Annotated in this window: 22 protein-coding genes; 11 read left to right on the top strand and 11 right to left on the bottom strand. The window is 39.1% G+C overall.

Features of this window, described 5'->3' with window-relative positions; genetic code table 11:
• Nucleotides 1–34 precede the first annotated feature (34 nt).
• A complete protein-coding gene (locus NE848_RS12330) occupies nucleotides 35–1,549 on the top strand; it encodes a DEAD/DEAH box helicase (protein WP_252114010.1) in 1,515 nt (504 codons plus the stop codon).
• Here NE848_RS12330 and NE848_RS12325 read toward each other — a convergent pair.
• Both NE848_RS12325 and NE848_RS17310 read right to left on the bottom strand, forming a co-directional pair.
• Entirely contained in the window at nucleotides 1,546–3,846 is a 2,301-nt protein-coding gene (locus NE848_RS12325; RefSeq protein ID WP_252114008.1) for a penicillin-binding protein 1A, read from the bottom strand. The genes NE848_RS12330 and NE848_RS12325 overlap by 4 nt on opposite strands.
• Before the next feature lie 330 nt (nucleotides 3,847–4,176).
• The gene (locus NE848_RS17310; RefSeq protein WP_279344053.1) at nucleotides 4,177–4,311 is read right to left on the bottom strand and encodes a hypothetical protein; all 135 of its coding nucleotides are present in this window, start codon (nucleotides 4,309–4,311) and stop codon (nucleotides 4,177–4,179) included.
• A gap of 641 nt (nucleotides 4,312–4,952) precedes the next feature.
• On the opposite strand from NE848_RS17310, the gene NE848_RS12320 reads away from it, so the two are divergent.
• A complete protein-coding gene (locus NE848_RS12320) occupies nucleotides 4,953–5,807 on the top strand; it encodes an SdiA-regulated domain-containing protein (protein ID WP_252114006.1) in 855 nt (284 codons plus the stop codon).
• Here NE848_RS12320 and NE848_RS12315 read toward each other — a convergent pair whose 3' ends face one another.
• Nucleotides 5,808–7,094, bottom strand: coding sequence for a dipeptidase (locus NE848_RS12315; RefSeq protein WP_252114004.1), 1,287 nt, complete (start codon nucleotides 7,092–7,094; stop codon nucleotides 5,808–5,810).
• 118 nt (nucleotides 7,095–7,212) lie between these two features.
• On the opposite strand from NE848_RS12315, the gene NE848_RS12310 reads away from it, so the two are divergent.
• From NE848_RS12310 to NE848_RS12300, 3 genes are read left to right on the top strand one after another with little or no spacing between them, the layout of a single operon-like run.
• Nucleotides 7,213–8,664, top strand: coding sequence for a RimK family protein (locus tag NE848_RS12310; RefSeq protein ID WP_252114002.1), 1,452 nt, complete (start codon nucleotides 7,213–7,215; stop codon nucleotides 8,662–8,664).
• 1 nt (nucleotide 8,665) lies between these two features.
• A complete protein-coding gene (locus tag NE848_RS12305) occupies nucleotides 8,666–9,886 on the top strand; it encodes a glutamate-cysteine ligase family protein (protein WP_252114000.1) in 1,221 nt (406 codons plus the stop codon).
• The gene (locus NE848_RS12300) at nucleotides 9,883–10,584 is read left to right on the top strand and encodes an N-formylglutamate amidohydrolase (protein WP_252113998.1); all 702 of its coding nucleotides are present in this window, start codon (nucleotides 9,883–9,885) and stop codon (nucleotides 10,582–10,584) included. Before NE848_RS12305 ends, NE848_RS12300 begins: the two co-directional genes overlap by 4 nt.
• Nucleotides 10,585–10,617: 33 nt before the next feature.
• Here the strand turns inward: NE848_RS12300 and NE848_RS12295 are convergent, their stop codons facing one another.
• Nucleotides 10,618–11,028: an OsmC family protein gene (locus NE848_RS12295; RefSeq protein ID WP_252113996.1), complete on the bottom strand. Its 411-nt coding sequence runs from the start codon at nucleotides 11,026–11,028 to the stop codon at nucleotides 10,618–10,620.
• Nucleotides 11,029–11,177: 149 nt separating this feature from the next.
• On the bottom strand, nucleotides 11,178–11,609 hold the full coding sequence (locus tag NE848_RS12290; RefSeq protein ID WP_252113993.1) for an FKBP-type peptidyl-prolyl cis-trans isomerase: 432 nt from the start codon (nucleotides 11,607–11,609) through the stop codon (nucleotides 11,178–11,180).
• Between the two features lie 188 nt (nucleotides 11,610–11,797).
• Between NE848_RS12290 and NE848_RS12285 the strand changes: the two genes are divergently transcribed.
• The 3 genes from NE848_RS12285 to NE848_RS12275 all read left to right on the top strand — a co-directional run bounded on the left by NE848_RS12285 (nucleotide 11,798) and on the right by NE848_RS12275 (nucleotide 14,853).
• Nucleotides 11,798–13,264 carry a Gfo/Idh/MocA family protein gene (locus NE848_RS12285; protein WP_252113991.1) on the top strand — a complete coding sequence of 489 codons (1,467 nt, stop codon included), beginning with the start codon at nucleotides 11,798–11,800 and terminating at the stop codon, nucleotides 13,262–13,264.
• Between the two features lie 69 nt (nucleotides 13,265–13,333).
• A complete protein-coding gene (locus NE848_RS12280) occupies nucleotides 13,334–13,729 on the top strand; it encodes a 3D domain-containing protein (RefSeq protein ID WP_279344052.1) in 396 nt (131 codons plus the stop codon).
• A 53-nt stretch (nucleotides 13,730–13,782) separates the two neighbouring features.
• Nucleotides 13,783–14,853 (top strand): transporter substrate-binding domain-containing protein, encoded by a 1,071-nt coding sequence (locus NE848_RS12275; RefSeq protein ID WP_252113989.1) that lies wholly within the window; start codon nucleotides 13,783–13,785, stop codon nucleotides 14,851–14,853.
• Here NE848_RS12275 and NE848_RS17305 read toward each other — a convergent pair whose 3' ends face one another.
• A complete protein-coding gene (locus NE848_RS17305; RefSeq protein WP_279344051.1) occupies nucleotides 14,854–14,985 on the bottom strand; it encodes a hypothetical protein in 132 nt (43 codons plus the stop codon).
• A gap of 135 nt (nucleotides 14,986–15,120) precedes the next feature.
• Between NE848_RS17305 and NE848_RS12270 the strand changes: the two genes are divergently transcribed.
• A complete protein-coding gene (locus tag NE848_RS12270) occupies nucleotides 15,121–15,273 on the top strand; it encodes a hypothetical protein (protein WP_252113987.1) in 153 nt (50 codons plus the stop codon).
• A gap of 1 nt (nucleotide 15,274) precedes the next feature.
• Here the strand turns inward: NE848_RS12270 and NE848_RS12265 are convergent, their stop codons facing one another.
• The gene (locus NE848_RS12265; RefSeq protein ID WP_252113985.1) at nucleotides 15,275–15,919 is read right to left on the bottom strand and encodes a hypothetical protein; all 645 of its coding nucleotides are present in this window, start codon (nucleotides 15,917–15,919) and stop codon (nucleotides 15,275–15,277) included.
• 100 nt (nucleotides 15,920–16,019) lie between these two features.
• Here NE848_RS12265 and NE848_RS12260 point away from each other — a divergent pair, with 100 nt between their 5' ends.
• Nucleotides 16,020–17,354: an aspartate kinase gene (locus NE848_RS12260; protein ID WP_252113983.1), complete on the top strand. Its 1,335-nt coding sequence runs from the start codon at nucleotides 16,020–16,022 to the stop codon at nucleotides 17,352–17,354.
• A 78-nt stretch (nucleotides 17,355–17,432) separates the two neighbouring features.
• Here the strand turns inward: NE848_RS12260 and NE848_RS12255 are convergent, their stop codons facing one another.
• Nucleotides 17,433–18,671, bottom strand: a complete 1,239-nt coding sequence (locus NE848_RS12255; RefSeq protein ID WP_252113981.1) for a glycosyltransferase family 4 protein — start codon at nucleotides 18,669–18,671, stop codon at nucleotides 17,433–17,435.
• Between the two features lie 24 nt (nucleotides 18,672–18,695).
• Nucleotides 18,696–20,507, bottom strand: a complete 1,812-nt coding sequence (locus tag NE848_RS12250; protein ID WP_252113979.1) for a sodium:proton antiporter — start codon at nucleotides 20,505–20,507, stop codon at nucleotides 18,696–18,698.
• A 136-nt stretch (nucleotides 20,508–20,643) separates the two neighbouring features.
• On the opposite strand from NE848_RS12250, the gene NE848_RS12245 reads away from it, so the two are divergent.
• The gene (locus NE848_RS12245) at nucleotides 20,644–21,144 is read left to right on the top strand and encodes a GreA/GreB family elongation factor (protein WP_252113977.1); all 501 of its coding nucleotides are present in this window, start codon (nucleotides 20,644–20,646) and stop codon (nucleotides 21,142–21,144) included.
• A 2-nt stretch (nucleotides 21,145–21,146) separates the two neighbouring features.
• Here NE848_RS12245 and NE848_RS12240 read toward each other — a convergent pair whose 3' ends face one another.
• Nucleotides 21,147–23,726, bottom strand: a complete 2,580-nt coding sequence (locus NE848_RS12240) for a fimbria/pilus outer membrane usher protein (protein WP_252113975.1) — start codon at nucleotides 23,724–23,726, stop codon at nucleotides 21,147–21,149.
• Nucleotides 23,727–23,744: 18 nt separating this feature from the next.
• A complete protein-coding gene (locus tag NE848_RS12235) occupies nucleotides 23,745–24,242 on the bottom strand; it encodes a DUF4402 domain-containing protein (RefSeq protein ID WP_252113973.1) in 498 nt (165 codons plus the stop codon).
• Nucleotides 24,243–24,247 lie beyond the last annotated feature (5 nt).

Here is a 24,247-nt window from a genome sequence, read left to right as displayed (position 1 = left end):
TTATTTTTGCAAAATTGCTTACTTAAAGGATTATATGGCGGTAGAAACATTTGGTATTGAAAAAAAGAAAGTAGACAAGGAGCTTTACGATTATCAACAAAAGGATATAAATAAGATATTCGGGGTGATAGATGAACATCCAGAAAAGTATAACCTTCTCTATCAATTACCCACAGGCGGTGGTAAAACCGTAATCTTCTCTCAGATCACGAGAGAATATATTCAAAGAACAAATAAAAAAGTTCTCATCCTTACTCACAGGATAGAACTTTGCAAGCAGACTTCAAAGATGCTTTCGGGCTTTGGTGTTCGAAACAAGATCATAAACAGTAAGGTTAAGGAATTGCCAGATCAGGACGACTACATGTGTTTTGTAGCGATGGTGGAAACCCTTAATAACCGCCTGAACGATGAAAAACTTGAAATACAGGATATTGGTCTTGTGATCATCGATGAGGCTCACTACAATTCGTTCAGGAAGCTATTCAAGTTCTTTGAGAATTGCTTTATACTAGGAGTGACTGCTACTCCTTTAAGTTCTAATATAAAGCTTCCAATGAAAGATAATTACAGGGAGCTTATTGTTGGGGACTCAATTCAGTCTCTTATTGAAAAAGGCTTTCTTGCCAGGGCGAATATCTACAGTTACAATGTTGGATTAACTACCCTTAAGGTCGGTATGAATGGTGATTATACCGTAAAGTCTTCAGAAGAGCTGTATTCCAATTATACGATGCAGGAAAAACTTCTTACTGCATACTATGAAAAGTCTAAAGGTAAAAAGACACTTATTTTCAATAATGGTATAAATACCTCTGTAGAAGTATACCATACGTTTAAGAATGCGGGTCTTCCAATTAGGCACCTTGATAATACTACCAGCAAACAGGAAAGAAAGGATATTCTCAAATGGTTCAAACATACTCCAGATGCTATAGTTACGTCGGTTAGTATACTTACCACTGGTTTTGATGAACCAACCGTTGAAACCATTATCCTTAACCGTGCTACAAAATCTCTTACCTTATATTTCCAGATGATTGGCCGTGGTTCACGTGTGCTTAAGAATAAGGATGAGTTCACGGTGATAGATCTTGGTAATAATATGGCCAGGTTTGGTCACTGGAGCACCCCGGTGGACTGGAAGCAGATATTCCGTTCGCCTGATTTCTATTTTGAAAATCTTCTTAGTGATGAAGAGATCGAAAGAGAATTCCAATACGAGATGCCTCCTGAAATTCGTGAGAAATTCTCCAAAACCGAAGATGTTAGTTTTAATATTGAAGATGCCTATGACGAGGTGATCAAAAAAGGGCTTAAATCGAAGTCGGTCCTGGAATGGTCTTTAGAGCAACACGTAAAGATGTGTGTAGAGAATAGCGAGGATGTATTTGATGCCCGTATTCTAGCCAAAGAACTTAAAGATGATATCGCGTCCAGGATCAAACAATATTCATATTGTATTAGTAAGAGTACCAAGAACTATCGCGACTGGCTGGAAGAAGATTATTCCAGAAGGTTAAGGATGCAGATCAATAAGGAATTCTAATTATCGTCCTTGTCCTTTTTTCCGAATAGCCGCTGAAAGAAACCTTTCTTCTTTTTCTTTTTTTCGGGTTTCTTTTCTCTTTTATTATTGCCAGAGAAGAGCCTTTCAAAGAAATTGTCTCGCTCCTGTGGTGGGCATTCCATCATTTCGGCAAGTTCTGGTGAAAGAGGGGAGAAGCGGGCATTTGTGATCTCGTCAAAAGCCGAATCAGCATTCATTTTCTGCATTAAACCTGCAAAGATGGGTAATGCTGAATTGGCACCCTGACCAATGGCCGTGTTCCTGAAACCAATCCTGTGATCATCGCTTCCTACCCAGGTAACGCAAACTAGCTCGGGATTCATCCCTACAAACCAACCATCCTTATTATCCTGTGTGGTTCCGGTCTTTCCCGCAAGATCGTTACGCAAGCTGTATCTATATCTTAACCTCGCAGCGGTACCTTCATTCACTGTTGCCTGCATCATATTGATCATGATCTTTCGGGTATCTTCTGAAAAAGCTCGTGATCTGGATATTTCAGGTTTGAATTCGGCAAGAAGATTACCGTTTCCATCTTCAATCCTGGTAATATAATAGGGTTCAGAATAATGACCTCTGTTTACAAAACTCGTATATGCTGTGGTAAGTTCGCTTAAGCTCAAAGAAGCAGTTCCCAGGGCAATGGAAGGTACTCTTGGTAGATCTGATTCGATTCCCATTTGTCTGGCCTGGTTGATCACATTTCCAATCCCGGTCTCCATCAGAACTTTTACGGCAATGGTATTCATGGAGCGACTTAGAGCCATTTTCAGATTGTAGTTCATATTCGGGTCATCTCCTTCAGAAGACGAATTAGAAGGTGTCCAGCCATCTTCATAGGTAACCTCGCGTACCGAAAAATAGGAGCAGGGGTCCATACCGCTTTCCAGTGCCGCAGTATAAACAACCGGTTTAAAGGTAGAACCTACCTGTCTTTTACTTTGGGCAACATGATCATATTTGAAGAACCTGAAATCCACTCCGCCTACCCAAGCCTGTACCGCTCCGTCCTCAGGATCTACAGCCAGCAAGCCGGAATTAAGGAATTTCAAATAATGAGTGATACTATCTATAGTGCTCACATTCCTGGTCTCCATCCCATCATAATTGAACAGTTCGGTGGGATGTTTCTGTTCCATTTTTTTCCTGATCTCATCTTCGCTAAGCCCCTCCTTTTTAAGCGCCTGGTACTTCTCGGAGTTCTTTATGGCATCTTCCAGTATTTCCTTATTTCTTATCCACGGTGCATAATTGCCGTATGAACTTTCATGTTGCTCCTGTAAAGCGGCCATATGTTCCATCATTGCTTCTTCGGCCAGCTTCTGCATCTTTGAATTGAGGGTGGTATGAACAATAAGCCCGTCCCTGTAGATATTATATTTTTTTCCATCTTTATTTTTCAGGGTATCCAGCACCTTGCTCACTTTTTTTCTCACCTGTTCCCTGAAATAAGGAGCTATACCTTCGTCATGACTATAACTTTTATAATCAAGCACCATAGGTCTTAATTTGGCCTCTTCAGCCTCCTCCATACTCAGGTAATCATATTTTGCCATTTGCATGAGAACCACATCACGTCTTAGCCGACTTCTCTCAGGAAATATCCTGGGATTATAATAATGACTTGCCTTAAGCATCCCTACCAATACCGCCGCTTCTTCAAGCTTAAGCTCTGAAGTGTTCTTATTGAAGAATTTAAGTGACGCGCTCTCTATTCCATAAGTGTTATCGCTAAAGGGAACCGTATTGAAATAAAGCTCTATGATCTCATCTTTTGAATAAATGTCTTCCAGCCTTTTCGCAATGATCGCTTCCTGCATTTTGTTGATCACAATTCCGAAGAGCCCAAAATCCCGACGCCCATAAATATTCTTAGCGAGTTGAAGTGTAATGGTACTACCACCTCCGGCCGATTCATCCTGAAGCAGGATCGATTTAAAGAACACTCTTAATAAGCTACGGTTATCTATTCCGTCATGCTCATAGAACCGGGCATCTTCGGTAGCAATGAGTGCTTCTATAAGATGTGGTGGGAGTTTGGAAAAATCTATAGGCTGCCGATCATAAACATAGAATTTGCCAATAAGTTCCCCTTCGGAGTCAAGAACCTGTGTAGCCTTGTTTTGTTTGAGTTCGGTAAGTTCTTTTGAAGTTGGGATCTTTCCCCACATTCCAAAGTAAATACTGCCAAAAAATAGAAAGAAAAGGGCAATTAAACTTAGTAGAATTATCAGTGCCCATTTGAGTTTGGGATGCCTTTTTATTTTTTCTAACATTTATTATGAATGTAATAGCTGCAAATAAACAAATGTTTGATGCAGGACATTCAATTTTAAGCTTATTTTAATGTTTTTTAACCAAAAATTATAGCCGGTGAACTGCGGTTCACCGGCTAGGTTGAAATAGTTTTCATACGAGGGGATTTTTTCTGAGGATTATGCGTATCGCCTTCTTGAGTACCAGCACATTCTACTTGTGGTACTTTTGGCATTTAGAAAAAGCTTTCGATGAGTTAAATTAGCTTCTCTTCCTGTAGCAAAATCCTGGATGATGTTAGATAGAATTGTCATGATTGATGAATTATTGATTGATGATAATTTGATGATTTATGCAATCTGTTTTTGATTGTACCAGTTCAAATGAATGGTTGTACTCTTAAGGTTCAGAAAAGGTCTGCGATGACTTAAACCTCCTTCTTTACTTGAACCAAAATCCTGGATGATACTGTCTAGCGTTCTCATGATTGATGAATTTTAAAGTTTGAAAATATCAGGCAAATCGCCTTCGGCTAAAAATAGTTGCTTTAACAGAACTTGCCTCTGTGTTCATAAATAATCTTCTGTTCTTGGTGTTTCTTACTAAAGTTGTCATGATTGATAAATTTTAATTGATGATTAATGAATGATGATTTTGATTAAAAGTATCTTCTTTTGCTGGAGAAGCTAAACTGACTTGAATTGGCTTCTGTGGTCATAAAAGATCTTCTGCTTTTGGTGTTGCTTACTAAAGTTGTCATGATTGATAAATTTTAATTGATGATTAATGATTGATGATTTGATTAAAAGTATCTTCTTCTGTTGGAGAAGCTAAACGTACTTGAGTTGGCCTCTGTGTTCATAAAAGATCTTCTGTTTTTGGTGTTGCTTAAAAAAGTTTTCATAATTTCTATTTTTTAATGATTGCTTGTACCTAATAGACGACGACAAAAAATATCTGTTACAGTACTATGTAATAAAAGGTACCTATTTAACAATACTTTAACTAAAAGCTTAATTATCTATAAATCATTCAATTAAAAATAACTGAGGTAGTTCAAAGTATTGTTAATCTTTTTGACACCGCTAGTCATAATTGTAATTTTAACTTCCAAAAAAAGATCTCCATGACTAAATGGGCCGTAGGAATTGTTATAACAGTTTTGATACTCGCCGGGGCGATTTATGCGATTTATGAGGAATACGATTATGATTTTGAAGATGCTGAAAAAAGTTATGAGACCGTTCGGAAATGGGATCTACCAACTGAACTACAGGAAGTCTCAGGGATGGAATGGGCCGGTAACGAGGAAATTGCCTGTATTCAGGATGAAGATGGAATAATCTTTATCTATGATCTGAAAAGTTCAAAAATAATTAAACGATATAAGTTTGGAGGCCCTGGGGATTATGAAGCCATAACCCGTTTGGATGACAATTACTGGGTTGCAGAGAGCAACGGTAGACTGGTAAGAGTTGAAGATATTAATGGGCAGGAAGAGAACTCAGAAGATATACAGCTTAAATTTGAATACCGAAACAATATTGAGGGTGCTGCGGCTTCAGGTTCCGGTGATTTATGGATATCGGTAAAGGACCGAAATCTGGATAACCAGGGTGATTATAAAGGAATCTATTCGTTTGATCCTGTGACTGGTGTTTTAGATATGGAACCTGTTTTAAAAGTAAATTATGATGATCCAGAATTCGATGTTTTCAATACCAGCAATCCCCGTAAACTTATCAGGCCTTCAGATATTTGTTTTCATCCAACCACCAGAGATCTTTATATCCTGGATGCGGAGTTTCAGAAAATACTGGTCGTTAACAGGGATACAGGAAAAATAAAAAGGATCCATTTACTGGATCCTTCAGAATTCCCTCAGCCGGAAGGAATTTGTTTTAGTCCTTCCGGAAGATTATTTGTTTCCAATGAAGGCAACCTTGGAACTCCTTCTATTATTGAGATAAAGTTATTATAATTAGGATTTTTGCATTTTTCTCGATACTTCCTGTACTTCATCTAGAACCCTGAGCAGGTTTTCACCCCATAATTTGGCTATCTCCTGTTCAGAATAACCTCTTTTCACAAGTTCAACGGTCACATTCAGGGTTTCAGAAGCATCATCCCAGCCATCAATTCCTCCTCCTCCATCAAAATCGGAACTAATTCCAACATGGTCTATTCCTATTTTTTGAACGAGATAGTCTATATGGTCAACAAAGTCTGATACATCAACAGGATCTATTTCTTTCTTGAGCTCTACAATCTCTGAAGCAGAAGACTGTCTTACCTCTCGATATTCCTCATAATATTCGTCCTGATCTTCTTCACTAAGTTCTGAAATGCTTTCTCTTGGCAGGATCTCAAAATTCATTTCCTGTGCTTTTTTCTCAAAGATCTCCTTACTGGCTTCTTCAAAAGCATTGTGTTTTTCCGTATTCAGGTATGCGCTGAAGGCTACGGTTTGCACAACCCCGCCATGTTTCATGAAAAGAGCGAGAAGTTCATCGTCCAGGTTCCTGCTGTGATCGCAAAGAGCCCTGGCCGAAGAATGTGAGGCAATTAAAGGAGCTTTAGAAAGCTCGAACATTTGTTTTATAGCCTCTTTGCTGGGGTGAGATACATCTATCATAATACCCCATTTGTTCATTTCAGCCACTGCCTTTTTACCCAGTTCGCTTAAACCTCCGTGCAACCATTCGTTATTTTCCTCACCCGTATTAGAGTCACAGAACTGGCTATGGCCGTTATGGGATAATGACATATAGCGCGCGCCACGATCATAAAATTCCTTTATTCTGCTCAGATCTTCAGCTACCGGATATGCATTTTCAACCCCTATCATGGCTACTTTCTTTCCTTCACTAACTAGTTTTCTTACCTCATCAGAGTTGGTTGCAAGTCCTATTTTCTCAGGAGCTATTTCTTCCGTAAGACGGTGGATAGCATCAAATTTCTGAATGGCATTTTCGTATGCGGCTGCATATCCTTCCTCGTTAAGTTCTCCCTGGCCGGTATAAACAATAAGCCACGTAACATCAAGACCACCAGCTTCCATTTTAGGAAGGTTTACCTGGGTGCCCAGATCCATAGTATAATTTTTAGTGGCAGTAAAATTATTTACATTGATGTCATTATGGGTGTCTATGGTGATCACTTTTTCATGAATGCGTTTCGCTTTTTCAATGATCTCGCTATCTGTATTCTGTGAATTTGCCATAAATGAGCCTAAAAAGAGGAGTATTCCAATAATTTTAAATCGCATGTTTGTACTGTAAATTTGGTTTGAAGGCCTGAATTTAAGAATTAATATTAAGCTGAACTTAAATTTTAAATTCTGATCGGTTTTTAATCTACATTTGAATAAAATTCTTCATTCTTTAATGAATAAATATATTGTTGTAAATCATCCCGAAACCTGGACAATTTCTTCTGAACATTTAAAGGTGATTTCATCCCGGGAGTATCTCACTAATCCTGAGTTTTCGAAACTTAAGAAAGCCAGGATATTCAATCTTTGCAAAGATTATTCATATCAATCAAAAGGCTATTATGTATCTTTGCTTGCAGAAGCACGAGGGCATCTGGCAATACCTACCGTTAAGAATTTAGTAGACCTGGGCGAACCCCGGCTTGTAAAGATAGTTTCGGAGGAATTTGATGATCTTATCCAGCGTTCTCTTAAGAATATAAAATCACAGGAATTCACCTTAAGCATTTATTTTGGCCAGAACGTGGCTGCAAAATATAAAGAACTAAGTGCCATGTTCTTCAGGCATTTTCAGATCCCTTTTTTACGCGTAAAATTCAATTTCACCACCCGATGGAACATTAAGAGTATTAAAGCTATTTCGGAAGTTGAGATTCCGGAAGAACATAAAGAGAGCATGCTTCTTTTTGCGGAACAATATTTTACAAAAAAGAGATATGACACTGTTCGCGGCAATACTTTTGAATATGATCTGGCTATTTTAGTGCATCCACAAGATATTGCGCCACCAAGTAATGTCAGAGCCTTGAGGAAATTTACAGAGCTGGCAGAGAAAATGGGGTTTTATACCGAGCTTATCTCACCTAAAGATCTCTCACGCCTTTCCGCCTTTGATGCTTTGTTCATCAGGCAAAGTACTGAAGTGAACAATGAAGCTTATGCATTTGCCAGAAAAGCACAACAGGAAGATATCGCTATCGTAGATTATCCCGATGCCATCCTGAAATGCTGCAATAAGGTTTTTATGGCCGAAGCCATGGAAAATGCAGGTATACCAACTCCAAAGACGGTTATTGTTCATAAGGATAATAAAAATACAGTACTCAAAAAGATAGGAGTCCCGGTGGTACTTAAGTCTCCCGATTCCACATTTTCTTTTGGAGTGAAGAAAGCCATGACAGAAGGAGAGTATGAGGAAATGGTGACTGCAATGCTCAAAAAATCAGAACTGGTGATAGCTCAGGAATTCTCTCCTTCGGAATATGACTGGAGAATCGGGATCCTGGACGGTGAACCATTTTATGCCTGCAGGTACTATATGGCCAAAGGTCATTGGCAGATCTATAACTGGAATGCTAAAAAGAAGACCGAGCAGGATGGAAACGCAGATTGTCTTCCTATTGAAGAAGTTCCTTCCAATATCATTAAAAATGCTATAAAAGCCGCTAAACTGATGGGAAAGGGGCTTTATGGTGTAGATATAAAAGAGGTGAACGGAAAAGCACTGGTTATTGAGATAAATGATAATCCGAATATAGATGCAGGGGTAGAGGACGCATATTATGGAGATAAGATTTATAATGATATTTTAAGAACTTTAAAGAACAGGCTCGAAAACAAATAATATGGCATATCATCTTTTTGAAGTTTACGGGATAGAACTTGAGTACATGCTTGTTCGTAATTCAGATCTTAAGGTAAATCCCATTGTCGATAAATTACTTACCAAAAAGAACGGTTCTCTAACCTCTGATGTGGAAAACGGAAAGATTGAATGGAGCAATGAACTGGTAGCTCATGTTGTGGAGCTCAAGACTATTGGTCCTGCTGAAAATCTGGAGAACCTGGAGGATTTGTTTTTAGAGAACGTAAAGGAAATCAATACGCTCTTGACAGAATTTGACACTTGTCTACTTCCCGGAGCCTCACATCCTTTAATGGATCCGCATACCGAGACACATTTATGGAAACATCATTACTCCAAAATATATGCTCTTTATAACCGGATTTTCGACTGTAAAGGCCATGGATGGAGCAATGTGCAGAGCATGCATATAAACCTGCCATTTTATGATGATGCTGAATTTGAAAAATTACATGCAGCAGTACGTTTAATTTTACCTATAATTCCTGGGCTCGCAGCCAGTTCTCCAGTTCTGGACGCAAAATACACAGGGTTCAAGGATACCCGTATGCATTACTACAAGACCAATCAGAAGGAAATTCCCCAAATGACGGGAAAGGTGATTCCAGAACAGGTCTTCACAAAGGATGCCTATTATAGGACTATTTTTGAACCGATAACAACAGCAATCAAGCCTTATGATAATGAAAATTTACTCGACCATCATTTTTTAAATTCGAGGGGAGCTATTTCCAGATTTGATAGGAATGCCATTGAAATTCGCATTATTGATATTCAAGAGAATCCTTCGGCAGATATCGCCATTGCGGCTTTTATCGTTGAAGCATTGAAATTGCTGGTTGGAGAAGAACTGGTTTCTATCGAAGACCAGAAAAGCTGGCATGAAGATGATCTTTTTGAGATCTTTGATGAAGTGATTAAAGATGCTGAGAATACGCTTATCACGAATAAGATGTACCTGGCTGTATTCGACCTGGATAAGGCCAGTGATGTAAGGACGATCTGGAAAAAACTTTATAGTCTGGTAGGAGAGGAGCTAAGCGAAAATCACAGGAAACATATTGAATTTATTCTACAGAATGGAAGCCTGGCCAGTAGGATTTTAAAAGCTCTTCGTAATGACTTTGCCCCAGAAAATATTATTAAGGTTTACTCCAAGTTAGGTGAATGCCTTGAAAGTAACAGGATGTTCAGGCCATGAAAGTCATTTTAACCTGTGAACATGCAGTTTCCAACATTCCTGAACCATACAGGAGACTGTTCGAAAATGATCCTGGAATATTACGAACACATGAGGCATACGATGCCGGAGCTTTTGATCTCTTCAAAGAACTTGAAGATCTTGCCGATTTCAGTAAGGCTCAGCTTGTTGGCAGATTACTTGTAGAAACTAACCGGTCTGCGCACCACAGGAAATTGTTTTCCCGGTTTTCGACTGGTCTCGATAAAGAGGAAAAAGAAAATATTCTTAAATCGTATTATTACCCCTACAGGCAAATAATCCAGGATGAGATCACAAAATATGTTAGATCTGGAGTGAAAGTCCTGCATTTATCAATTCATAGTTTTACTCCGGTATTAAACGGCGTAAAAAGAGATTGTGATATAGGTTTATTATATGACCCCGGGAAAATAGAGGAAAAACAATTTTGCAGGGATTTTAAAACACAAATAAAACTTCAAAAACCTGAGATAAGAGTTCGATTCAACTATCCATATTTAGGAAAGGCGGATGGATTTACTACTTCGCTGAGAAAGCTATTTCCGCGAGATTACCTGGGTATTGAGATTGAAGTGAATCAGGCATGGGTTCAGAATGAAATGATGTCTCCCGAAATAAAATCTATAGTTTTTTCTGGCCTGAGTGAACTTTTAAAAAAGGAAAAGCCCCAGAGTTGAGGCTTTCCAAAATTGAGTCAAGATGATTTTTATCTATTTAAGATCGTATTCCAGAGTGATCTCGGCTTTAAGAAGTCTGGAGATTGGGCATTTTTCTTTTGCTTTGTTGGCGATCTCCTCAAACTTATCCTTATCAATGCCTGGAACGGTACCAGTAAGAATAAGATGAGAACGCTTTACTGTTCCATCTTCAAAAGTGATTTCAGAAGTGGTTTCAATCTTATCGGGTTCAAAACCTTCTTCGCTCAAAAATGCCGAAAGCTGCATGCTAAAGCATCCCGCATGTGCCGCTCCTACCAGTTCTTCCGGGTTTGTGCCTTTTCCGTTTTCAAAACGGGACTTAAACGAATACTGAGCATCCTTAAGTACACCGCTTTCAAGACTTACCGTACCATTTCCTTCCTTTAGCGAGCCATTCCATATAGCAGATCCTTTTCTTTTCATAATTTAATTTTTAGTGATTGCTATCTAAGTTACTAATGAAGGCTAAAAGGAGAAAAGAATTATAAAAATCTTAACCTAAAACATGGCGTTTATCCATAAAAAAAGCCCGGAGTATTATTCCGGGCTTTCCTATTGCTATATAATTGAAATTATTTGATCTCAATTACTTCAAGATCAAAAATAAGATCTTTTCCTGCTAGCGGGTGATTAGCATCTACTACGATACTGTCATCCTTCACTTCACTAACAACTAGATTGATCTCACGGCCGTCAGGTCCTTTAGAAACTAAAGGCATTCCTACTTCCGGCTTAAGCTCTTCAGGTAACTGACTCTTTTCAACTTCCTGGATAAGCTCAGCTTTAGGATCTCCATATGCTTCATCTTTTGGTATACTGATGGTCTTTTTTTCATTTACTTCCATATCGATAAGGCCTTTCTCAAAACCTGGGATAAGTTGACCCTGACCAAGAGTAAACTCTATTGGTTCTCCTCGTTGCACTGAACTATCGAAAACCTGGCCGTCTTCTAACTTCCCTGTGTAATGTACCTTAACGGTGTCATTTTGCTTTACTTGACTCATAAAAATATATTTTCTATTAAAATTTCGGCTGTAAATTCATTTTCAGCCATTTAAAGCTGCAAATGTACAAGTATCCTGCCGAAACCCAAATAACCCGACAGATTATCCGATTATGATACATTTTGTCATATTTTATTTAAATTGGGACTTCTTATTAATTGTCTCAAAAACTTAAATTTCTTTTATTCATGAAAAAAACCACTTTTAAAGACTCAGCCAAGGATTCCCGTCGGGATTTTATCAAAAAATCGGCAATTGTAGGAGGAGCATTCACCATTGTTCCCAGATATGTCCTTGGAGGCCCGGGATATGTTGCTCCTAGTGATAAACTTTTAATCGCCGGTATTGGTGTAGGTGGGAAGGGACAAAGTGATATCCAGAGTTTTTATGAAAGTGGAAAGGCCGAAATCGCCTTTTTATGTGATGTGGACGATCGTCGTGCAGCCACTTCAAGAAAAAGATTTCCGAAAGCTAAATATTACAAGGACTATAGAGAATTGATTGAAAAGGAATCAAAGAATTTCGATGCCGTGTCGGTTTCAACTCCAGATCATAACCATGCAGTACAGACCATGGCCGCCATGGAACTGGGTAAACATGTATATGTTCAAAAACCACTTACTCACGATATATACGAGGCCCGTAAACTCACAGAGGCGGCCGACAGGTATAAGGTTGTCACTCAAATGGGTAACCAGGGCGCTTCGGGTGACGGAGTTAGAAAAATGAAAGAATGGTACGATGCCGGACTTATAGGCGAAGTTAATGAAGTTTACGTCTGGACTAACAGGCCAGTCTGGCCCCAAGGTATTCCATGGCCTAAAAAATCTTCACCTATACCTTCTGAACTCGACTGGAAATTATGGCTTGGCACAGCTCCTTATAAAGAATATGTTGACGGCCTGGTACCCTTCAACTGGCGTGGATGGTGGGATTATGGTACCGGAGCCTTAGGAGATATGGGGTGCCACTTAATTGAACCTCCTTTTAGCGTACTCGGCCTGAAATATCCAAAAGAAGTGGAATGCAGCGTGGGTAGCGTATATGTTGATGAGTTTAAAAGAGGTTATTTCCCGGAATCCTGTCCGCCTTCAAGTCATGTGATTATGAAATTTGATGGCAAAGAAGAGAATTCTGAAGATATAACACTTCACTGGATGGACGGTGGAATAAAACCCATGCGACCGGAAGAACTTGGTCCCGATGAAACTTTTGGAGACGGAGGAAATGGAGCTCTTATTATTGGTTCTAAAGGAAAGATGATGTGTGGAACTTATGGAGCTAACCCGAGGTTACTACCAACTTCCAAAACCGATGAAGTAAATGTACCTCAAAAATACGAGCGTGTCCCGGGCGGAACCGATGGGCATTATGCACAGTGGGTAGAAGGTGCCATAGCCGGTTATGGTAATAAACAACTGAGTTCACCTTTTGAAATCGCGGGTCCTTTAACCGAAACTCTTTTGATAGCAAATCTTGCTATAAGAGGATATGATATTCAAAAGAGTAGAAAGAATGAGAAAGGTGAAAAAGAGATCTACTATCCTGGAAGGGATATAAAAATGCTCTGGGATGCTGAAAATATGAAAGTAACAAACTTCGATGAGGCTAACCGGTTTGTAAAACGAGATTATCCTGATGGTTTCACCTTATAGATATTTATGCGATCATGCCAGAAATTTCATAACCTAATAAGCACTTATTTCTTTAAGTTATGTATTGCGTTGTTAATTCTGATCATTTTACCCGCATGCAAAAGGATTAAGGATAAAGGACCTGAAGTTGACTGGGATACCATTTGTGTTACCGCTACTGCATACAATTCGGTTCACTATCAAACAGAGGATGACCCCAGGATTACCGCCTGGGGTGATACCCTTAAACCAGGAATGAATGCCATTGCGGTTTCCCGTGACCTTATCAGAATGGGGCTGGAGCATAATTCTAAGGTTAAGATCGAAGGTTTTGATAGTATTTTCCTTGTGAAGGACAAAATGCACTATCGCTGGAGAACTCGTATAGATATTTATATGGGCGAGGATATTACCCGTGCAAGGAAATTTGGAAGGAAAAAGGTTAATATGGCTTATATCTTCAAAAAAGACACTACAAAAAAGTGATTTTAGTTTAATTACTAAATATTATATTTTCGGGTCTTATAAATTATAACCTAATGCTTTATACTCCACGTTTTCTTTTTCTCATATTAATTTTCCTAATCGCACAAAATGGTATATCTCAGAATGATACTTTGCCAGAAGATGGTAAATTAATAATAGGTATAACAGAAACCCCTCCTTTCGTTGAAAAACAGCCTAATGGGTATTCGGGATTAAGTATAGCATCATGGAAACTTGTAAATGAAGAGCTGCAGGCCGAATATGAATTCAAGGAATATGAAGACCTTCAAAGCTTACTGAATGCTCTCGAAACAGGAGAAATTGACCTGAGCGTGAATCCGATAACGGTTACCGATCAGCGAATGAAAATAATGGATTTTTCCCAACCTTATTTCATCTCACATACCAGCGTGGCTAAACGCCAGGAATCGAGCCTTCTGAAGCATCTGAAGAATTTTTTTAGCTGGGATTTCTTTTCTGTGGTATTCCTTCTATTATTTGTCATATTCATTTTTGGTTTCCTGGTGTGGCTATTTGAAAGAAGGAAGAATCACGAAGAGTTTGGAGGTAAATTTAAAGGAATAATGCAGGGTTTTTGGTGGAGTGCCGTAACCATGACCACGGTTGGCTATGGAGATAAATCACCCCGAACCACGGGTGGAAGGATAATTGGGCTTATCTGGATGTTTATGGCTGTGATCATTATTTCAAGTTTTACGGCAGGGATCGCTTCTTCACTTACCGTAAGCAGTATAAATGATGAAATTACTGGAATACAGGACCTGGAAAGATTTGATGTTACCACAGTTAGCAGTTCCAGTTCACAGGAATTGATGGATTTGTACAGGATTGAAACTAATCTGGTGAAGAATGGTAGAGCCGGTATTGAGGCGCTTCTAAATAAAGAAACCGCTCTTTTCGTATATGATGAGCCTATTTTGAAATATGAAATCCAAAGGCAGAATTTGTCAGATGATCTTGAAATTCTCGGGCACAGCCTTAAAAAGGATTACTACAGTTATGCGTTTCCCAGGGATTCTGAGCTTCTAAAACAAATTAACCCGATTCTTGTAAAAACATTGAAGACCATGGAATGGAGCACACTAATAAATGATTATAATTAATCAGGAAAGACCCAGATAGCCCAGAAGGATCCATAGTATTATAAAAACAACTATAATTCCTACGCAACCGCATCCGCTGCCAAGTTTCTTTGCTCCCCAGCCGGCCAGCAGGGCTCTCAAAATACTTTTCATACTTTCATATTTACTTTTTAAAAATAGCAACTAAGGTATTTTGACCTAAGAATATTAGGAAAACTTTAAATTCCATTCCTTTTAAGATATTGATTTTTAGTATATTAGTGCCCGTTTTCCAAACCAACCAAAATTATGGTGAACATAGAAAAAGAAGATAAGGAGTCACCTATTGAGATTCTACAGAGATTTCAAAAAGGGAAAAACAAAAGCATCTACATTGCAATAGCGGTTATCATATTACTTACCATCATAGCTATGGTTGGTGTTTATTATGAATACTGGTAAATTATTGTTTGATCTCATTCATAAGTAAAAAGGCTTTGTTCACATATTCTTTCTCCAGAAAAAGAGCAAAATAATTGGAGGTAGAGATCATTTCAAAAACAGGAATACCTTCATAAGCCAGTAGCTTAAAAATGTAAAAATATAGTCCTACTGTTTGTGAGCTGTTTTGTGGCAGGGCGATTGTAATAGAGGACAGTTCATCTTTTACAGATACTCTTACCTCATTCCTGAAACATTTTTCAACCAGATCTGTAAGTGTAGAAGAAACAAGAATATTACTTTCCTGGTAGTTACTTGAATAGTTAAGATAAACTCCTGTCTGGTCTTTAACCGCCTCAAGCAGCCGGGCTTTATTTGAGATGATTGTTTTGGAATTCAAAAAAGTATATTCGGTAATGCCCGATCTAACAATGATATCTCCCATTTCTCTTAAACTGCGCATATTGATTTTTGTCCGGCTTGGGGCATATCTCCGTAAGGCCATAATGATGCTGCCCTGTTTTACAGGTTTCCTCATTTCCTTTTCTACTTGTGGCTGAATATCGGCGGCAAGCCCGCTGAAGTTTACAATATCTCTTGCTATAGCGTCATCCAGAAATGGTTGATGCCTTATAATGTCATGTACACAGGTAGTGATCGTCTTCATTGTTAATTATTAAACATTTTGTACAAATGTATATAAAATGAGATATAATTTTTGCCTGATTTTTGTTTCATGATATCTATGCACCCGGAATTTACTGGTTATGAAAGTATTAAAATTTGGAGGTACTTCTGTAGGATCTGCTGCGAGTATCAGAAATGTAAAAAACATTATTTCTACCCGTTCTGGGTCTAAACTGCTTGTGCTATCAGCAATGTCTGGTGTTACGAATCAGTTGGTGGAGATCTCCGCCGCCGTGCAAACCGGAAAGGTTAATGTGATTTTTGAAAATATAAGAGCCTTACGGGAGAAACATTTTGAATTAATAGATGAACTTGTTGAAAGTTCTTCTGCCAGGAAGGAGATCAAATCGGTTATAGCTGCTCAGCTTGAAATTTTGCAGGCGAGTTGCAGCGAAAGCTGGACTGATGAACTGGAGGCCAGGATCCTGACCAATGGTGAAAGTCTTTTAACTTTTATTTTCAGTTCTTATCTGAAAGAGGAAAATATAGGAAACACTTTACTGGATGCCAGGGATTTCATGCATATTTCAAACCTGGAAAATCCGGATACCGGTTATGTGGGAGAGCTTTTGAATGATGCACTGAAAAATTCTGAAGCGAATGATATCTTCATAACACAGGGCTTTGTTCGACTGGACAGAAATAATAAAGTAAGTACCCTGAAAAGAGGAGGTAGCGATTATACAGCAACCATCCTGGGAGCCGCCATCAGAGCTTCAGAAATTCAGATCTGGACAGACATCAGTGGTTTACACAATAATGATCCCCGCTTTGTAGATAATACTCATGCTGTGGCACAGCTTAGTTTTGAAGAGGCTGCAGAGCTTGCTTATTTTGGTGCCAAAATCCTTCATCCCCAGACCATTTCACCGATAATCGGAAAGAACATTCCCGTATATCTGAAGAACACCTTTACACCCGATGCCGATGGGACTTGTATCAGTGCCCTGGCAGAAAAAAAGGGGCTTAAGGCAATTTCAGCTAAAGATGATATTACTGCGATAAAAATCAAATCTAACCGTATGCTAATGGCACACGGATTTCTGAAAAAGATATTCGAGGTCTTTGATAAGTATGAGACCGCCATCGATATGATCACCACTTCAGAGATCGCTATTTCATTGACTATTGATGATGTACGTAACCTTGAACTTATAATTTCTGAACTGGAGCAATATGGAGAAATAAGCGTTGATTACAGCCATAGTATCATTTGTGTGGTAGGAGAGGGGCTTATAGAAGATAAAGGAACCTCCAGATTGTTTGAGATCCTACAGGATGTGCCAGTGAGAATGATCTCTTACGGTGGAAGTAACAACAACATTTCCCTTTTAGTAGATACCAAACATAAGATCGAGGTATTGAGAAAATTGAATGAAAAATTATTTGAGGTTAATTTGGTTAAATCAGTTTAGTGGTTTGTGTAAAATTTAGTTAAACTGTTTTTTGTGTAGTGAAAAACCGTCGGGAAGCTTTATCTACCGGCGGTTTTTTTAATTTCTGTTACGATTCTTTTCTTCGATGAACCTCGACATGAAATAGGTGCTTTTATGCAGATGATGTTTTAGCATTTCTCCTGTAAAATTCATGCGCCTGTGAGCTACAATATTGTTTTTTATCTCTTCCAGTCGGCTTTTTAAGTTACTTTCAAATTGCTCTTTGCTGAAACGCGAGTTGATGATCTCAAAGCCCGTAATTTGTTTCTGTCTCCAAAGGTTTTTTTCAGAATAGAGCTCAACGGCCCTGGCGATAAATTCATTCTCAGAATCTGCAATAAAACCATTCCAGGATAATTCAGAATTTATACCTTCAGCACCAATGCTGGTTGTGACTGATGGAGTTCCATTCTGCATAGCTTCGATGAGCTTGCCTTTTAATCCGGCTCCGAACCGGATAGGAGCCAGGCAAATCCTTGCTTTTTGCATCACTTCTGAAGAATCTTCGGCCTGACCATTTACTATAAAACCCGATTTCTCATCATGTAGATTATAGACCTTTTCGGTAGCATATGCTCCGTAAATCTGCATTTTCGCTTCGGGTAATTTCTTTCGTATTTGTGGCCATATTTTTTCCTTTATATATAATACCGCATTCCAGTTGGGCTCATGTAAAAAATTACCGATACTTATAAAATCATTACGCTCTTCAAAATCTGGCAAATCCTTATATTCACTTTCCGAGATATTCTCAATTAAATAAGGAAGGTAAAGCAGAATTTCTTTTGGGATTCTGAATTCAGAAAGAAGCAGTTTCATCTCTGCTTCCGAAATAATAAGGCTTAGATCACAGCGATAGATCGCCGCAATTTCTCTTTTGGTAAGATCTGAATTAAAATAAATTTTCTCAGCCTTTTCATTCTTTTTATAGGCAATCTCGCGAGCTTTCCGAAGAAAGTGAAGATCTTCGGTATCCAGTATTTTTATGGCTTTCGGACACATATTATCGACCCGCCACCCAAACTGTTCTTCCATCATAAACCGATCGAACAGAACCATATCTGGCTGAAATTCTTCCAGCAGTTTATCAAATTCAGGATCGTTCAGCTTTATTTTTTCCGTTCTTATTCCTATCGAATCAAGATCGGCTTTGTTTTCGGTTTCCCGGGTGGTAGTAGAAAATAGAACCTCATAGCCATCGTTTCTAAAGAATTTCAGTAGCTGCATCATACGCGTACCCGCAGCCGAAGAAGTGGGCTCAGGCCATACATAACCTATAACAAGTACTCTTGACATTGAATTTTTTTCAAAAATACCATTTTATAACTGTCCTGAAAGCAGAATGGTCGCCGTGATCCATAAAACGATAGAAAGAACTCCACCAATTATAAAGAAATGCTTAAACCTGTAGATACCCATCCCATAAATAATAGTATTTGTCTGGTAACCTACAGGGGTGAAAAAGCTGAAATTTGATGCAAACAGGACAGCTAGGATAAAAGGCTTGGGATCCATTTTTAGATTCGCGGCAATGGTGATCGCTATTGGGGTAATAATGATCGCAGTTGCATTGTTAGAAACAAATCCGCTTAAGAACATGGTCACAAAGAATAACAGGCCAATAATTATAAAATCTGATTTGTCATCAAATAATCTTAATAGGTGTTCCGATAACCATTGATCAGCTCCGGTATTATTCATAGCCACACCTAGTGGTATCATACCGGCAAGGAGGAAAATGATCTGCCAGTTCACCTGCGAATAGATTTTACCCAGATCTATACACTTTAAAAAGATCATTAGAAAGCAACCGATCAATGCGCTTTTGAGAATAGGAAAAATAGAAAATGCTGAAAGTCCAATCACCACCAGCAATATCCCAAATGAAAGATTTCTCTTTAATTTGGTGGAAACATCGATATCCTGGTACTCCTGTAAGATACTGATGTTATCCATTTTTTTTAACTGTTCCATCGCATTTTCGGTAACTTCTACCAGCAATCGGTCGCCAACCCTTAGCTCAATCTCATCGGATTTCCTGTCAAAAATCCTTCGCCCCGGATTCCTGAAACTCCTTCTTTTTCTAATAGCTAAAGGCATTGCGCCATGAAGGTCATACCAGCCTACGGTCTTAATACTTTTACCTATTAATGGTGAATTAGGAAGCATCAGGATCTCTACCACCTGGATGTTCTCTTCAATACTTTCAGCCTCCTTATCGGCCGGAGATGTCACCTCGTACTCTGAGTCTTTTATTATGGTAAGGTCTTTAGTTTCTTTTAATTTGATGAGCTGCTCCATACTACATCTTAAAAGCAACTGGTCACCTTCTTTTAAAGTTGTATATTTTCCCGGATGGTCATTTATAACGCTCTCTCTTTTTAACCTTACTACTTCAATTTCATCTTCCTTTTGTTCGAATACTTCTTCCAGGCTCTTTCCGATTAGTTCTGATCCTTTTGGAACGATTACTTTCGTAATAAATTCATCCAGATCATAATCTGCGGCCAAATCAGTCTTTTTACTCCTAGGTAGAAACTTTACCATAAAACTCACAATTGTTATAGTGATTACCAGGAATATTCCGCCAAACCATGTAAATTCAAAGAAATCAAAGCGTTCCACTCCTCTTTTTACAGACTCCGCATTAACAATAAGGTTTGTTGAAGTTCCCATCAAAGTACAGCTACCCCCAATGATCCCGGCATAAGAAATAGGAAGAAGAAGCTTAGAGTTCGGGATATCGTATCTAACCGAGAGTTCATTAATTATCTTTACAAACACCAGGACAACTGCGGTGGTATTAATAAAAGCCGAAATGCCTCCTGCGATGAACATAAAAACCGGAACCATTAAGAAAAGAGGTAAACCTCTGAGCTTCTTTAATCCGCCTGTTAGCCAGTCTATCACGCCGTTATCCTCGAGACCAATGGCAATGATCATAAGGGCCAGAACGGTAATGGTTGCAGGGCTTGAAAAACCTGAAATGGCCTCTTCAGGACTAACAAGATTTGTTAGTAGAAGACTAACCATAATGAAGAAAGCGATCTTATCTACAGGAAATACTTCCAGAGAAAAAAGAAATATCACAATCACAATTATTGCAAACAATATGATTATTTCCAGGCTCATAATTAATATTAAACTACTAAAAATAGTTCTTTGCCAAACAGCGTAATAAGCTTTCAGAAATATTTATGATCTTAGGCAAAAGGTCGTTTCAGTAATTTCTATTAAATTTCATAGATTACTCATTAAACTGCAAATTATGAGCAGAGGATTTGTAAAGGAGGGAGACCAGGAAGAACCACCATTGATACCGCCCAGAGCCGCCTTGCCGGCAGGTGAGACCAATTATGTTACGCCCGCAGGACTTGAAGACCTAAAGGCTGAGATGATGCAACTGGAACAGGAACGTGCAAATATTGTGGCAGAAAATGATACTGAAAAGAGAAGAACCCAGGCTTTGATCGATGGAAAGATAAATTTACTAACCGAAAGGTTAAATACAGCCCGGTTATTAAAACCTGCGGATCAGCCTGAGGATGAAGTTAGATTTGGAGCAAAGGTTGAGTTGGAAAATCTTGACTCTGGGCAGAAGCAGGAATTTCAAATCGTTGGAGTGGATGAAGCCGATATTAAAAAGAAAAAGATCGCATTCGTAGCACCTCTTGCAAGGGCTATTACCGGCAAAAAGCTGGAGGAAGTCGCCCAATTTAATTTAGGCAAAGAAGTCAGACGTTTAAAGATCCTCAAAATATCCTACTGATCTTATTCGGTTCCTGATGCTTTCAGCGTAAACTCAATATCATCTACAATATCACCATATTCGCTCATCTCTATTTCGAAACTCAGGCTGGGAGGAGAGCTTTTAAAATTCAGGTCTTCCAGTTGGTCTTTATCAACTTCAGCCGTGTATATCCCGGGGTTTAAACCCAGGTAATTGAAATATCCGTCTCCTTCTGTTAGAATACTTTTCACCTTTTTAGCATTTTCGTCATAGATATTTACCAGGATCCTTCCCTGACCATGAGTCCCTTTTTCATCTTTTAGATAAACAAAACCTGAAACTTCTCCCATCACATTTACAGGAATATAGACAGCCTTATACTGGTTAGGCACTGTTTCCAGGGAAATACGGGTATTCTCAATATTCCATGCAATATTGTCCAGACTGGTAGGTTCGATCTCTATGAACAGATTTGTATATGGCTGCAGGTCATTTATCCTTAGAATGGTCTTTTCCTTATTATAGGTAAGAATGCCTGGATTTGATTTTAGTTCAAGACCTGGCACACCGGGTTCCATTAGATCCTGTTTTCCATTCTCATTTAAATCGAGGAATGGAATAAGGGTAATTCCGCCACGGGCAACCCCGGGACGGTTACTTGATCCCAGGTAACCCACATTATCATCATATCGAAGACTTCCGCGGGCTGACTGGATAAAGGAGGAATTCCTGTTTCCAATTCTGGAAGTAAGCGCGGTTTGAGCAAAATTGAATGTATATCTTAGTCCAATTTCGAAGGTATATGCATTCCTTAGGAAATTGTTCTCATAAGACAGGTTTAGAAAACCACGGTCAAAGATTACTCTTTCCAGTTCAAGGTTAATATTTCTTACAGCCTGATCACCGAGATCGTATTGAATTTGGGGTGAGAATAAGACCTGATAGGGCAACCTGTAGGTCTGGGCAATGCTGCTGTATATCGTTGGGTCTTTAACGCGATCATTGTAAATAGCATAGGTGGTAAGATTGGTGCTTACCCCAAAAAGAACACCCGACAGTAGAAGCTGAGCCGTGGTGAACTCCGTGGTCGGGAGAATGATCTGGTTCACGCTAAACCGTGTAAATGCAGAGAAAGCCCGACTTCTGATAGGAGATGAAAAGCTGAATTCCCGCTCCTCCAGGTAATTATAATTTATTGCCGTTTGATCTTTATGATATTTGGTATAATTAAGATCGAATTGCATACTGGATGGAGTACGATAACTTAAAAGTCCTTCACCCTTTACCCCGTAATTATATTCGGCTGAAAGCAGTAGGTTAGGTGCAAGTTTAACCGAGGTATTAACAAAAGGCATTACCTCACCGCTGCTCACTTCTGAAAGATATTCCACTCCACCACCAAAAGTAATACTATTGGAAAGTCCGTAATTCAGGGCAAACCTGGAAAATCTACGATTATCGTCATCTTCTACGACCCCTGCGCTTAAAGTGTACTGGAGCTCATTTTTCGGAATGAATGTATATGGAATATTGATCACTCTCGCTTCGGTTCGCTCTTCGCCATAAGGGCCATAAAACCTTAGGTCTACATTAGTATTCCCGTACATTAACGGAACCTCAAAACTATAAAAACCGGAGGCATCGGCCTGCGTGTAATCCACAAGTACATTGTTCACATAAAGCTCTACCGTCCATCTGGGTTCAGTATAATCATTCAGTATATACGTTCCGTAAGACCTTCGGTTAAGTAAAGGCGTATTGCTAAACTGCACCCCAACAACCGGTGCAAACAGGGAGGATGTTGCCCCGGTGAAGATTTTACCGGCGGTTACCTGTTTAAAAAGTTTACTGTCGTTATTTACATATCGCCATTGATAGAACTGGTTTCTTGAAGTAAAAGGAACCCGGCTGGAATAATTCAAAAGCACATTGGTCTCCCCACCGGCGATCATGGTTCCCAATCCCAGGTTAAACCGGTTATCGTCCATACCATTGGTTTGCTGAGTTGTTACCACGCCCCAATCCAGCATCCCTCCTTTAAAGAAAGGATATTTTCTTTCTATTATCGTGTCTGGTTCTACAATGCCCTTAACTTCATTCAGGTTGCTTCTTAACTCTTCCTGCCTTAACTTTTTGAAAATGGGCAGATCAAGATCTGTTTTCAGATCTAAAGAAAGTCTTCTGAAGCTGAAATTTGTATACAGTCCGAAGATGCTTCCGAAAAGATCAGACCTTAAATAAAGTGTGGTAGGGGTTTTTATAAAGTCGTCATCTGAAATGGTGTAGGATTCGTTTTTATAAATAATCTGATTGCCCGCCGGATCTATGGTATATGTTGCATCAGGAGAAATGATGAACCCACTGATTTTCTGCCTGGTGGAATCATATTCATTTTTTATTGCAAAAGCATTAAAGAGATCGGTCACCGAGATAAATGCAGATTGCCCTTTAATTGCAATAGGCATCTCGATCATCCCGATCCTTGGAGCAGATAGATCCACTATAAGCTCATCATAGTCATTTAATTCCTGTGCTTTAGCAACGAATCCACTGAAGAACATAAGCACCAGACTGATACCGAAAAAATAATTTGAATATCTGTCTTTAAAAATCAAGCTCATTTAGCCGGGAGGTATTCTTTATTGCTGATTGAAGGTGATATTTATTGTACCACTATAATTACCTGGTCCATTAGCCGAAGAACTCCCCAGAATAAGAGTTCCCCCTATATAGACCGAATTAGGGATCGTTGGGTTTTGAGTGCTTATGAATGTATTACCGGTACTATAACTGTTTATTTCAAGACTGATCTTCTGGCCGCTGGTTCCTGTGAGCTCGAACGAAGCGGGATGGGTAATGTTTATGATGGTGCCGGGATTTGCGTACACATCATAAAGGGCAGGAGAGACCGTGCCATTGTTAAGCAGGGTTACATCGCCCGTCCAGGTTCTTGTTCCGTTATGGTCAACGCTTACAGTTCCCCCGGCATCTCCAACAGTAAAAGCTCCAAAATTCAGAAACTGTGCAGTATTTACTTCTACCTGTACCGGAATAGGTGGGTTTTCCTGGGCTGTCATTCCGTAATTCCCTAAAAGGCACAGGAAAAATAGCAGGATGATTTCTTGGAGATTCTTCATCTTCT

It is taken from the genome of Gramella jeungdoensis (assembly GCF_023805255.1).
Taxonomy (GTDB): Bacteria; Bacteroidota; Bacteroidia; order Flavobacteriales; family Flavobacteriaceae; genus Christiangramia; species Christiangramia jeungdoensis.
Note: the sequence above shows the minus strand (reverse complement) of the source record. Positions and strands in the feature narration are given on the sequence as shown.